This window comes from Algoriphagus sp. NBT04N3 (assembly GCF_019443765.1).
Lineage (GTDB): Bacteria > Bacteroidota > Bacteroidia > Cytophagales > Cyclobacteriaceae > Algoriphagus > Algoriphagus ornithinivorans.
This window is the reverse complement of sequence record NZ_CP048415.1, coordinates 3,651,469-3,664,768: the sequence shown is the minus strand read 5'-3', so window position 1 is coordinate 3,664,768 and position 13,300 is coordinate 3,651,469. Positions and strand designations below refer to the sequence as shown.

13 protein-coding genes are annotated in these 13,300 nt (G+C 39.5%); 6 read left to right on the top strand and 7 right to left on the bottom strand.

The window, feature by feature from the left end:
- Positions 1–13: 13 nt before the first annotated feature.
- From GYM62_RS16055 to GYM62_RS16030, 6 genes are all read left to right on the top strand, one after another.
- On the top strand, positions 14–1,165 hold the full coding sequence (locus GYM62_RS16055) for a formimidoylglutamase (protein WP_091652106.1): 1,152 nt from the start codon (positions 14–16) through the stop codon (positions 1,163–1,165).
- Complete coding sequence (locus GYM62_RS16050; protein ID WP_219957148.1) at positions 1,165–1,392, top strand: cytochrome b5 domain-containing protein; 228 nt, start codon at positions 1,165–1,167, stop codon at positions 1,390–1,392. The genes GYM62_RS16055 and GYM62_RS16050 overlap by 1 nt, the downstream gene beginning before the upstream one ends.
- A 1-nt stretch (position 1,393) precedes the next feature.
- Complete coding sequence (locus GYM62_RS16045) at positions 1,394–2,236, top strand: N-acetylglucosamine kinase (protein WP_219957147.1); 843 nt, start codon at positions 1,394–1,396, stop codon at positions 2,234–2,236.
- A gap of 56 nt (positions 2,237–2,292) precedes the next feature.
- The gene (murQ, locus tag GYM62_RS16040) at positions 2,293–3,129 is read left to right on the top strand and encodes an N-acetylmuramic acid 6-phosphate etherase (protein ID WP_255590698.1); all 837 of its coding nucleotides are present in this window, start codon (positions 2,293–2,295) and stop codon (positions 3,127–3,129) included.
- A 276-nt stretch (positions 3,130–3,405) separates the two neighbouring features.
- Positions 3,406–4,686 (top strand): pseudouridine synthase, encoded by a 1,281-nt coding sequence (locus GYM62_RS16035; protein WP_219957145.1) that lies wholly within the window; start codon positions 3,406–3,408, stop codon positions 4,684–4,686.
- Between the two features lie 1,364 nt (positions 4,687–6,050).
- Positions 6,051–6,248, top strand: a complete 198-nt coding sequence (locus GYM62_RS16030) for a hypothetical protein (protein ID WP_219957144.1) — start codon at positions 6,051–6,053, stop codon at positions 6,246–6,248.
- A gap of 59 nt (positions 6,249–6,307) precedes the next feature.
- Here GYM62_RS16030 and trxA read toward each other — a convergent pair whose 3' ends face one another.
- The 7 genes from trxA to GYM62_RS15995 all read right to left on the bottom strand — a co-directional run bounded on the left by trxA (position 6,308) and on the right by GYM62_RS15995 (position 13,288).
- Positions 6,308–6,613, bottom strand: a complete 306-nt coding sequence (trxA, locus tag GYM62_RS16025; RefSeq protein ID WP_219957143.1) for a thioredoxin — start codon at positions 6,611–6,613, stop codon at positions 6,308–6,310.
- Positions 6,614–6,737: 124 nt separating this feature from the next.
- Positions 6,738–7,307: an OmpH family outer membrane protein gene (locus GYM62_RS16020; protein ID WP_219957142.1), complete on the bottom strand. Its 570-nt coding sequence runs from the start codon at positions 7,305–7,307 to the stop codon at positions 6,738–6,740.
- Between the two features lie 17 nt (positions 7,308–7,324).
- Positions 7,325–7,855, bottom strand: coding sequence for an OmpH family outer membrane protein (locus tag GYM62_RS16015; protein ID WP_219957141.1), 531 nt, complete (start codon positions 7,853–7,855; stop codon positions 7,325–7,327).
- Between the two features lie 89 nt (positions 7,856–7,944).
- On the bottom strand, positions 7,945–10,641 hold the full coding sequence (locus tag GYM62_RS16010; RefSeq protein ID WP_219957140.1) for an outer membrane protein assembly factor: 2,697 nt from the start codon (positions 10,639–10,641) through the stop codon (positions 7,945–7,947).
- A gap of 97 nt (positions 10,642–10,738) precedes the next feature.
- The gene (locus tag GYM62_RS16005) at positions 10,739–11,476 is read right to left on the bottom strand and encodes an isoprenyl transferase (RefSeq protein ID WP_091652158.1); all 738 of its coding nucleotides are present in this window, start codon (positions 11,474–11,476) and stop codon (positions 10,739–10,741) included.
- Between the two features lie 83 nt (positions 11,477–11,559).
- Positions 11,560–12,309, bottom strand: a complete 750-nt coding sequence (locus GYM62_RS16000) for a DUF6089 family protein (RefSeq protein ID WP_219957139.1) — start codon at positions 12,307–12,309, stop codon at positions 11,560–11,562.
- A 103-nt stretch (positions 12,310–12,412) separates the two neighbouring features.
- Complete coding sequence (locus GYM62_RS15995) at positions 12,413–13,288, bottom strand: NAD kinase (RefSeq protein WP_091652165.1); 876 nt, start codon at positions 13,286–13,288, stop codon at positions 12,413–12,415.
- Positions 13,289–13,300 lie beyond the last annotated feature (12 nt).

Here is a 13,300-nt window from a genome sequence, read left to right as displayed (position 1 = left end):
ACATCACACCCTTATGAATATTCAATCTTTTTTCGATCCCGTTGCGGACTTTCTTTGGCAAAAAAAATACCCGGAAAATTCATTTTTCCGACAAATCCACTGGTATGGAGAAGAATTCCCTGATCTGAAGGGTATTCAAATTGCTTTGGTAGGACTAAAAGAAGCCAGAGGAATTCAAAAGTCCGAAAGTGTAGAGCGAGGATCCCTTGAAATCCGTGAAAAACTGTATGAATTAAAACGCGGAGTTGGCCCTTACAGAGTAGCCGATTTGGGAGATTTAATCCCAGGAGAAACCTTGGAGGAAACTTACCAAAAAATGCAAAAGGTAGGGGAGTTCTTGATGAAGCAACAAATCCTTCCGATTTATTTTGGGGGCACTCATGATTTGGATTATGGCCAATATCTATCCTATCAAAAAATGAAAAAGCTGGTCAGCCTTTTGACTGTCGATGCCAAATTGGACATGGAAGAAGAGGGGCCGCTTTCAGACCAACACACACAGGAAATTATTTTACATCAGCCGAATTTCCTCTTTTCTTATTCTCATTTGGCCTATCAAAGCTTTTTGGTAGATCCTTCTTTGATCAATGTGGTAGAGAAACTCTATTTTGATCACATGAGACTGGGAATGGTTAGGAAAGAATTTAAAGAAATAGAGCCATTGATTAGAAATGCTGACTTTTTGAGTTTTGATCTATGTGCGATTCAATCCTCTGATGCTCCAGGAGCTGTGGATCCGCAGCCATTTGGATTGACAGCCGAAGAAGCCTGTCAAATCTGCTGGTTTGCCGGAATGAATGAGAAATTGAGTTCCATTGGAATTTATGGTTACGAACCTTATTTTGATGATGCCTCCAACAAGACAGCTAAAGTTAGCGCTGTCATGATCTGGTATTTCATCGAAGGTTTTTATTCCAGAAAAGACAGCCTTTCCTTCAAGAGTAGCGATTATACCAAATACACGGTTTCTCTAGATACAAAGCCTAATACTCTGGTCTTCTATAAAAGTAAAAGAAGCGGAAAGTGGTGGATGGAGATTCCTCATAATGAAACGGAAAAGTTTGATAGGGTAAGTACAGTTCCTTGTAGTTATTCTGATTATCAAGTTGCACAAAAAGGAGAAATTCCGGAGCGTTGGATCAATGCTCAGATCAAGTTATTGTAATGAAGGATTACACGAGGCAACAATTGGCCTTGAGGAATGGGCAAGACAAGCCGGAAGTATGGGTCTCTTACAAGGGTTTGATATACGATGTAAGTGCATCCAGACTTTGGAAGACGGGCACTCACTATGAGCATTGGGCTGGACAGGATCTGACGGAGGAATTGAAAGATGCTCCCCATACAGAAAAAGTTTTTGAAAAATTTCAGCCCATAGGGCGATTGATTTGAAATGATATTAATAGCAGATAGCGGTTCCAGTAAGACAGACTGGAGAGTAATTCATCAGGATGGAAAGATTTCCCAGCATAGAGGTGTTGGCTTCAACCCCTATTATCAGACGGCCGAAGAAATGGCTATTCAAATGCGGGATGAGTTTCTTCAAAATCTATCTGATGAAATTGAGCAGATTTATTACTACGGTGCAGGCTGTTCCGCTCCTGAAAGAAAAGCTGAAGTTGAACAAGCTTTAAAATCCATTTTCCCTGATTCTGCTGTAGAAATTGATCATGATTTAGCTGCTGCTGCTCATGCTACCTGTGGACATCAGGCCGGGATAGCTTGTATTTTAGGCACAGGTTCAAATAGCTGCGATTATGACGGAGCTAAAATTGTGGATTCAAGACCCGCTCCGGGATATATTCTGGGGGACGAAGGAGGTGGAGGATATATTGGGAGAAAGCTACTCCGGGATTTTATCAACCAAGAAATGCCCTCTGAAATCTTTCAGGAATTGAAGGATAGATTTCATTTAACCCAGGCAATCATCCAGGATCATGTTTATAGGCAACCCTTTCCAAATAGGTACATGGCTAGTTTTTGTAGATTTATTACAGAACATGCATCCAACCCTTACTGCTATCGCTTATTCTATGATTCTTTTATTGAATTCTTCGAAAAGCATATCTTTAAGTATAAAGACTGCAAGTCTAAGCAAGTTAATTTTGTCGGATCCATTGCCTTCTATAACTCAGATATTTTGAGAAAAGCAGCGAGGGATCAAGGCTTACAAGTAAATTTGATTATAGAAAGCCCTATAGCAGGATTGACTCTGTATCATCAGAATAAATTATAAATCTATTCTGTGGAAAAGAGTCCTCATACATTTGGTTTGGAGCATTCAAAAAAGATATAGCGACCCAAAAAAATCTATCAAAAATGAAAGTGACAGAAAGTACCTCTTACTATGATAATCTGGAGCAAATGTCTATTCCGGAATTATTGGAAAATATTAACCGGGAAGATCATAGAGTGCCTGAGGCTGTCAAAGAGGTTATTCCAGTCATTACATCCCTGGTAGAAGAGATTGTTCCGAGGATGGAAAGGGGAGGGAGACTAATCTATATTGGTGCCGGTACTTCTGGCCGTTTAGGCATTTTGGATGCCTCAGAGTGCCCTCCGACCTATGGAGTGCCTCATGATTGGGTCATTGGATTGATAGCTGGAGGGGATGCCGCTATACGCAAAGCCGTAGAAAATGCCGAGGATGATGCAAATCAAGCCTGGAAGGATATTCAGGAATATGGATTCAACCCAGATGATACGATCATTGGTATAGCCGCTTCTGGCACGACTCCTTATGTAATTGGAGGTGTGAAAACAGCCAAAGAAAATGAACTTCTAACAGCCTGTATTACCTGTAATCCAAATTCTCCCTTAAGTCAGGAAGTGGACTTTGCAATAGAAGTAGTCGTAGGTCCCGAGTTTGTCACAGGAAGCACTAGAATGAAGGCCGGTACTGCCCAAAAATTAGTGTTGAATATGATTTCTACTACGGTGATGATCAAATTGGGAAGAGTAAAAGGGAATAAAATGGTGGATATGCAGCTTTCCAATGCCAAGCTAATTAACCGAGGAACCTTGATGATCATGGAGGCTACGGGCTTGGACGAGGAAAAAGCAAGAGAATTGCTCCTTTCTCAAGGTTCAGTAAGAAAAGCAACAGAATACCATTATAAAAACAAGTAAATCTCTTACTTAACTAGTAAATATCCTTGGAATGGCTGTATCTTTGCAGCCCAATTAAACAATTGAAATCCAATTGTTTATTTAAAGTTTATGTATATCCGCTTTTTTTTCCGCTGAATGGGAAAAATTGTTCAGTTTTAGCCTTATGGATCAGAATCCGAAAACTTCGGTCTTCAGTCTTCTGTCTTCTAGCTCGATGAACAAAGAAAATATGTCAATTGGAAGGATTTGCGGATGATCAGTTAAAAATTAATACAGCAGTGATGTTGCATACTTATGAAAAAAGATAATTCAAGAAAACCATTTTTTGACTCTAAAAAATCTGAATCCTCAGATTCCAAAAAATTCCAAAAAGGCAAGCCGGCTCCTAAGTCTAAGTTTGGTTCAAAAGACTTCGATAAAAAGAGTTTTGGGCCAAAAAAAGATTGGAAAAAATCTGACACTTCAGCTAAATGGGATAAAGAAGACAAGCCCGGGAAGAGACCAAATTTTAGAAAAGATGAGGGTAAATTCTCCAATTCCAGTCAAGGAATGGAGAAAAAACGCTTTTTTGGAGCTAAGCCTGAATCAGGTTCCGAATCAGGCGACTTCAAAAGAGAGCCTTTCAAAAAATCATTCAAGAAAGATTTCCAAACAAAGCCTGAAGGAGATAAACCAAGAGCTTATTTAGGAAGAGGGAAGGATCAAAAGCCTATTTATGGAGAAAAGGAAGTAGGCAGAAGCCCTAAGCCTGCAGGGAAAAAGGGTTTTGGGAAAAATCGTCCCAGTCGTTTTGAAATGGATCAAAACCGTCCAGATTATAATTTCGATGCATTGCCTGCGAAAAAATCTAAGGGGTCAGAAGGATCTGATTTAATTCGACTGAATAAATACATTGCCAATTCCGGAATTTGCAGTAGGAGAGAGGCCGACGAATTGATCGCTCAGGGATTAGTCACAGTGAATAATGAGGTCATTACTGAGCTAGGGTATAAAGTAAAGAAAGCAGACCGAGTAGTATATCAAGGAAGAAGAATTAATCCTGAAAAGCCGGTGTATGTTCTATTGAATAAGCCAAAGGACTTTATCACTACGACCGAGGATCCGATGGAGCGTAAAACAGTGATGAAGTTGGTAGAGAACGCCTGTGAAGAAAGAATATTTCCGGTAGGTAGATTGGATAGAAATACTACTGGACTGCTATTATTTACCAATGATGGGGAATTGGCTGCCAAGCTTTCTCACCCTTCCAATGAGATCAAAAAAATCTATCAGGTAACCTTAGATAAACCTTTGACCAAAAAGGATGAGGAAGCTGTATTAGAAGGCTTGACATTGGAAGACGGACCGGCTAATGTAGATGACATGCAAGTGCTTTCTAAGGATCGTAAAATTCTAGGTCTTGAAATTCACATAGGACGAAACAGGATTGTAAGAAGAATATTCGCTCACCTTGGCTACGAAGTGACTGCCTTGGACAGAGTAATGTTTGCCGGATTAGATAAAAAAGACTTAAAACGGGGACATTATCGTTTCTTATCCGAAAAGGAAGTTATCAAACTGAAATTCTTTGTTTAAAATAGAAAAGCTCCTTAACCGGGAGCTTTTTTCATATAAAGCTTTTCAAAGCCTTTTCAATTCAGGTGTGGTTAAAAACATGGAACACTAAATATAATAGTGGGGTCTATCGAGAAGAGATTGAACATGATGACTTACTACTGTTAAATCGCTTTAGGTCGGTTGGTAGGGTTTTTTTATCATCTAATCTATGGGTTATGCCCATGGCTAGGTTCGACGCACATTTAATAAAAGTTTCACCACTTTATAGTCAAGATTTTTCGACATTTTTTGTGATTGTAAAAAGACGGTGTAGCCGTCCAACCCTTCAATAGTCCTAGGTGAAACCTAGAGCTAGATATAATAGTTGGGTCCATCAAGAAGAGATTGAGCATAATGACTTATTACTGTTGAATCCCCTTAGGTCGGTTGGTAGGGGTTTTTTATCATCTAATCTATGGGTTTTGCCCATGGCTACGCTCGACGCACATTTAATAAAAGTTTCACCACTTTATAGTCAAGATTTTTCAACGTTTTTTGTGATTGTAAAATGACGGTGTAGCCGTCGAACCCCTCAATAGCCCTAGGTGAAACCAAGGGAATGAATACGACAAATAATTTAGTTTTGGCAACCCTGAAAGGGTTGAATTATAGGTATTCTATTTGCAAATTCTAATAAAATGAAATCAATACTAGGCGCAATAAATTGACTCATCAAACCTCATTTTAGCTTTGCCAGATTGTAGGAAAGGAAATCTATGTTTACACGAATGTTTATTATATGTTCAGAAGGGATGGCTTGAAAATAACTTCTCCATATTGTTCGACCCCTTCAGGGTCTGTAAGTACCATATAAATTGTATTACCTGTCACCATGGGTTGCACCCATGGCTATTCAAAGGTTTGACCCCTCTCGGGGTCATTATCATTGTACCAGAGGAATGGATAAAAGACGGTGAAGCCGTCTAACTTCTGAAAAGTCCTAAGCCTTCCTCTATCGGTCGGTCGGCGGAACTGGTGGAAAAATAAATTTTTGTTGGTTTGGATCTGGCAACCCTAAACAAGTTAAACTTTGAAAATGGAATTACATCTAACAGTTGCCTTAGTCCATGGCGTCCATTCCAAACATAGGCGAAAGGGGGCATAGTTTGACGAGTACCGCACCATTCTAAAAAAATCGGGTTTCGGGATTTGTTCAATGCAGTTCTGATGCTTCTCTATTCCAGAAATATTGGGATTAAAACTCCCTTTTCTGGGAGGAAATTCAATCAAAAATGGCTCAATATTCCACTCCATTCCTTCTTGAACCAGATAGAAAATCAGAACTATTTTTTATCACAAGTGTTGAATAGTAGTAAGAGTAAACTTTTAAACATACAACCATTATGGAAATTACTAGAAAAGCTAAAGAAGAATTGGAAAATAGAATCGATAGAATTGAAGAGTTTATCGGCAAAAAAGGATTGGGATCAAACTACCTACAAAAAGCAAAAAAAACGCAAAGGGATATCAATTTGGCCTTGGCAGTGGGAGGAGTGATTATGATTGCCGGTGTAATACTCTGGATGAAAAGTAACGATTAATAGGTCATTTTTTCTAAGCATTCTTTTACTGGACGCTAACCTATAAAAAGAATCTTTTTTTAGGTAAAGCCTTTTAAAGCCTTTTCCAAATCTCTTTTAGTGATAATCCCTCCCTTTCTCCAAAGAATTTTGCCTCTCTTGAAGAGTGCATAATGGGGGATTGATCTTACTGCAAATTGCTGCGCAAGCTGAGGATATTTATCAACGTTTAGTTTTAAAAGCTTTATTTTGCCGTCGAGTTCTTCGAGAACCTCGGAAATAATTGGATCCATGGTTTGACATGGTCCGCACCAATCCGCGTAAAAATCCACTAAAATGGCGTCTTGGCTTTTGCTAAGTTTATCCTTAATCGATTCTTTAGGCATGCAGTAAAAGTAAATGATTCTCTAGAGCTTCGAAAACTCAAACAAAAGTTAGCTCTGATCAATTTGGCCTAAACAAAAAAACCGACCCACTATGTGGATCGGTTTCTTTATATTCTTGGAGTAATTACTCCTGCATTCTTGGTCTAGTGGAATCCAAAGTAGCTGGTGCCTTAGGCATTTCTACGCCTAATTTTGCCAATACCAACTCAGTAAACTTATCTTCTTCTTTGGTATAAAGAAGGATAGGAGCTTGTCCTGCTGTCTCAGCAAATACATGAGTGTAGTTATTTTCAGCAGCTACAGCGTTAATTGCATTGATTACTTTAGTCTGTACAGGGTCTAATAGTTCCTGTAATTTTCTTTGATAGCTAACTTGAGCGTCTTGCTCATATTTCTGCAAATCTTGCTGAAGTTTAGTAAGCTCCTGCTCTTTTGCAGCTCTAGCCTGCTCAGTCATAGTACCAGCTGCTTGCTGATAAGACTGTACTTGTCTTTGGAAATCCTGAGCTTTTGTTTGAATATTTGTTTGAAGTTGGGTTTGATAATCCTGAATGTCAGCACCGATTTGCTCCATTTCAGGCATCAAGTCCATGATAAATTCTACATTGGTATAACCAATTTTTACTTCCTGCGCTTGGGCGACAAATCCTACGCAAAGCAATGCGATTGCGGAAAGGATAACTTTAACTTTCATACGTTTAGATTTTAATTTTAATTGTTGTCTTCTATTCCTAACTCTTCCAAAACAAACTCTGAATAGTCATGTCTTGGGTCTGTATAAATAATTCCCGAAGGTACGGAGGCTTTGTCAAATAACATGGCCAAATTGTTTTTTCTGGACACCCGCTCTATGGCATCATAGATCTTTGACTGCAAAGGTTGTAAAAGCTCCGCCTGCTTTTGGAAATATTGTCCATCAATACCGAATATACGGCTATTGAATTCCTGAGATGCCTTCTCTTTTTTCTTGATCTCCTGCATCCTATTCTGATACATTTCCTCTGTCAATAGAACTTCTTCAGCTTTTAGCTGAACGTACATTTCTTTGATCTCTTTATCCAAACTTTGTGCCTCTTTCTTCCAGTTGTCGCTGAGCTTTTGTAGCTCCTGCTGCACAATTTTGTAATCTGGATGCTTATTTAAGATAAACTCTGAATCTATATAACCGAACTTTTGTGCCTTTAGAGAGCCAGAAAGCAGGATTAAGAAAAGCAAAAGTACAATTTTCGATGAGTTATTCATGTGACATCAATTTGAAGATTCAGCTCTTAAACGAGCTTTGTTCCCTTAAATTTTGACATAAATTAACTAATCTCGCACTCATTTCAAGCTTATCTAAACTGCTGACCAATGGTAAAGTGGAATTGTGGACCACTTCTTCTGGTTTCTCCAGGTATTTGATCAAAGCCATAACCCCAGTCTACACCTAATAATCCGAATGCCGGCATGAAGATTCTTGCACCCACACCTGCTGATTTTTTCAGATCGTATGGATTAAAGTCCTTATAAGATCCCCAGTTGTTTCCGGCTTCAGCAAAGGTTAATAAGAATATCGTTGCTGATGGGTTAGGAGAAACCAAGAATCTAAGCTCCATGACATATTTGTTGTAAACCACACCACCAAAAGGATCAGGGTTGGCCGTACCTCTCGTTTCTCTTCCTGGAGTAATCGATTGATTTTCGTAACCTCTTAGGCCGATGATTTCCTGACCCAAAGCAAAGTTATTAAAGGTCATACCGTCACCACCCATAACAAATCTTTCCAAAGGAATCAATCCAATTCTATTACCATAAGAGCCCAAGAAGCCCATATGTGCTCTGGCACTTGCCACAAATTTGGTGGATCCAAATAGTGGAGTATAGACAGAAGCATCAAACATCCATTTATGATATTCCAACCACTTATATTTTTCCTCATCACTTGATTCAGAATTCAAGTTCTGATTCAAAGAAGTATAAGGTGGAGTAAATGAAGTGGATAACATGATATTCGACCCAAATCTTGGATAGATTGGATTATCCACGTTATTTCTGGCAATCGTATTGTTGATTGATAAGCTATTAGATCTTCCGGTCGGATAACTCAATCCGAAGGATGTTCCAAATTGATCGAACTCATAAATCTGGAACTGAAGTGAGTTGGAAACGCTAAAGTAATCATCCGGCCAGGTTACTCTTTTTGCTAATCCAAGAGTCGCTCCAGTGATTTTGAAAAAGCCCAATTCATTTCCAAAGTTTGCTCTATTGAAGAAGTCAACCTGTCTTTGTACAGAGTGGTTAAAACTAAAGCTCAAGGCATTTGGTTTCTTTCCTCCAAACCAAGGCTCGGTCAAGGAAAGAGAATAGTTTTGGAAAGAACGCCCATTAGCCTGAACTCTCAATGATAATTTTTGGCCATCTCCTACAGGAAGTGGATCCCATTTATCAAAGTTGCCGATGTTTTTGATGGAGAAGTTGTTGAAAGTAAGTCCAACAGTTCCAACGAACCCAAAGAATCCTCCCCATCCACCGGATAGTTCGATCTGATCATTAGGCCTTTCTTCCAGTTCGAAAGTGATATCCACCGTCGCTGCTTCGAAATTAGGACGAAGGTCCGGATTGATTTTCTCAGGGTCAAAGTATCCTAATTGGGATAATTCCCGGATCGTACGTACCAATAAGGCTCTGTTGAATTTCTGACCAGGGAGAATCCGGATTTCACGCATCACCACGTGATCAGAAGTTCTTTCATTTCCTTTGATGCTAACAGAATTTACAGTTACCTGCGGGCCTTCAAAAATCCGCATTTCCAAATCAATGGAATCGCCGACTACATTAACTTCTATCGGCTGTATATTGAAGAACAAATAACCATTATCCTGATAAAGGGAACTGACATCATCTCCCTTTTGAGGATCATAATTCAGGCGCTTATCGAGCTTTTCTTTATCGTAAACGTCCCCTTTTTGAATACCAAGCTTGGCAGCCAACACCTCATCAGGGTGAATGAAATTACCGGTGAATTCAATATTTCTGTAATAATACTTTCTTCCCTCTTCTAGCTCTATGTCAATGTTGATCTCATCTTTCCCGAACTTGTAAACAGAGTCTTCGACAATTTTGGCATCTCTGAATCCCTTGCTTTGGTAGAAGTTGATTACGTTTTCTTTATCATTCCTATATTCCTTGGGAATGTATTTGGACCCGGCAAAGAAATTAAGTTTGAAGTTTTTGTTGATGTAAGTTTTAGCGTCCTCTTTGGAAACAGAATCAGTGTGTAAAACTGCATTTCCAATGTCTTCAGGAGTAGCTGCCGTAACTCTGGAATAAATATCGCGGAACACACTTACTCTCGCATGCTCTTTGGTTTTCTTCAACTTCCCCTTCACTTTGGAATCAGCGATCTCCTCATTTCCAAAGATTCTGATTTCATTGATCTTAACTTTCGAGTTTTGATTAACATCGAATCGGAGCTTGACAGAATTGGGAAGTGTGGTATCTCGTTCTTGAGTCACTTTTACATCCGTATTCAAAAAGCCTTTGTCCACAAAGTACTTTTGGATATTTCGCTGCGCGGTGTTGAGAACGTCCTCCCGAACTACTCTTCCTCGAATATTGACTTTGTCTCTCAGTTCGCTTTCCTGAGTTTTATTGATTCCCTTAAATTCTACTCTGGAAAATCTAGGTCTTTCAGTTAAATCCAATAGCAGGGAGATATCCTCACCTTCCACTTTCGTCACTAAGATTTTTACATCTCCGATGATCCCTTGATTCCAAAGCTTTTTCAAAGCATTCGAAATAGCCTCTCCAGGAACTTCAATTCTATCATCGACTTTCAAACCGGAAAGGGATAGAATGGCGGTTTCGTCCAAAGTGGTAAGACCAACTGCTTTTATTTCTGCGATTCTATAGGTTTCTGGTTTGGAATAATTTAATTCCAAAATATTCACCGGTCTAGACGATGTATAACGGCTTTGACCCAAACGAATTTGAGCCATTGCAGAACTTGCCCAGATCAGACAAAACAGAATCAGTAAACTTCTTTTCATAAGACTATAATTTGACCGAGATGGTCATATGGAATCTCGCTTTACAATCTTCATTTGCTGAAATGAGAATCGAATCAAGCTTGACTACATTTATTACCTAAGGTTTAACTTGCTCTCCGGTTTTACCAAATCTTCTTTCCCTTTTTTGGAAATCCAAGATGGCTGCTTCCAGATGCTCTCTTCTAAAATCCGGCCATAATACAGGAGTAAAATGTAACTCTGTATAGGCCAGTTGCCACAGGAGAAAATTACTAATCCTGTACTCCCCACTGGTTCGGATCATCAATTCAGGATCTGGTATTCCTGCGGTTTCTAAATGCTCCGCTACCAAATTTTGATTGATATCCTCAACCTTCAATTTCCCCTCAGAGATTTTTTGAGCAATGCGTTTGGTCGCTTGGGTTAGTTCCCACTGTCCACTGTAGCTTAATGCCAAGATGACGGTGAGACCGGAATTGGTAGAGGTTATTTTTTTAGCCTCCATTAGTTTTTCGTATGCCGAAGGAGGGAGGCTGTCAATATCGCCTATGCTTTCTAATCGGATATTGTTATTCATCATCATGGGCACTTCATCGGTAATAGTTTTTACCAATAATTCCATGAGACCATTCACTTCATCTTGAGGTCGGGACCAGTTCTCGGTAGAGAAAGAAAATAGGGTTAGATATTTCACTCCCAGGTTTTCTGCTCCCTCTATTGCATCTTTTACAGCCTGAATTGCATGTCTGTGGCCGAATATCCTCATGGCGCCTTTTTTCTTGGCCCAACGGCCATTGCCGTCCATGATAATTGCAATATGTCTGGGGATCCGCTCTCTGTCTAGTACTTCCTTCATTACTTGGGTTCAGAATACCTTACATTTTTGGAGGTACAAAAATGCTATTTCTTTTCCAATAATTAAGCCTAAGACTCAATTAATTAATAGGCGTAGCATTTGGTAGAAGCGATGGTGTAGCTAAGTGTCACACCCAAAAAGTAATACCAATCCTTGTCATACGGGTTTCCGTAGTTGATCCCATAGGGTTGATTAGGGTTGGCCGGATCCTGAAATCTGGGTATAGGCGGTGTTCTACTATCTACCTTATCCAGGTAATCCGTAAATGTGGCTCTAATGCCAGCTTCGACTGCAAGTGTCCACCTATCATCAAGCCTGTATTTTACCCCTCCTCCAAATGGAATTACCACGGTACCTACATTATACCTTTCCGAAAATTGGAAAGCATAGGTGTTTCCTTTTGAAAAGAAGTGAGAATAACCTATTCCAAAGAATGCATAAGGAGACCAGAAAAATTCAGAATCATTCCGAAGGAAATCCAGGAAATTAAATTCCATAATGGCTGTTCCTTCAATAATCCCTCCTCTGAATCTTGCATCTCTTCTCTCTGCTACCAAGTCATAAGGTCTTACACTATCGGTAGCTCTTAGAGTACCGGCTGTCAAACCAAGCCGAAGCGTCCATACATTGTCAAAATTTCTCTTGCCAAACAACGTGCCGTGAAGACCTAAGTGGTCCAGATCAATTTTCCTCAGGATATCCCCGGTATATGCCGTGGTACCCAGTCCGCCACCTATTTCATATTTCTGAGCCTTTGCTTCCGAAAGAAAACAAAGACCTAGTATAGAAATACAGACTAGTGTTTTGAAAATCTGAAAATTGACCTTTTTCAAGACGATGCAAGTTATGAAGTACCCAACGTTTAAAAAACGCTGCCTAGTATGATTGCGGTTAATATTTGTTAAGCTAAAATTGGCATTTTTTTACCTTTTAGCCTCAATTTCTCATATCAAAACCCCAATTTAATTTATACCGCAAGGTATCAAAAAAATTGTAGCTGGGTAATTTGACAAGCCGGGCACAGAATTGTTCTTTTTTTACCTTCAACTTCAAGTCTGAAGAAATGGAGGTAGATCTGGAGTCCAATGAAATCAAAAACTTCTCTGCCCTTCCTTCTATTTCGAAGGTAATCTCACTTTCATCTGAAACGATGATAGGTCTCACATTTAAATTATGAGGACTTACCGGAGTGATGACTAGATTTTTTGCCTCTGGAGAAATTAAAGGTCCCCCGCAACTCAAAGAGTACCCCGTAGAGCCGGTTGGAGTTGCTACAATGAGTCCGTCTGCCCAATAGCTGTTCAGATACTTTCCGTCAATGTAAGTATGAACAGTGATCATGGAAGAAGTATCTCTTTTGTGAATGGTGAATTCGTTCAATCCGAAATTCAACCCATTGAAAAGTTTTCTTTTTGCATCCAGAGATACGAGGCTTCTATTTTCAATTTGGTAATTATTCTCGCTTAGGTTTCTAACTGCCTCGTCAATTTTATCGGTGGATACAGTCGCCAAAAATCCTAACCTACCCGTATTTAAACCCAAAATCGGAGTTTCTACTTCTCCCACCTGACATACGGAGTCCAGCAAAGTCCCATCGCCTCCGATGGAAATTAAAAAATCCATCTGGCTCATATCATCTGTACCGTCCAGCAGCCAATAATTCAGCCCGGTATTGCCGTGCATTCGAAGTTGCCTGTCAAACTGTTCCGTGACAAATATTTCGAACTGATGATTTTGTAAAGCTGTGAATAAAGCTTTGACGTCATTTAGAAATTCTATTTTGAGCGCCAAGCCGTGCAAAGCGACTTTCATCTGTTTATTTTT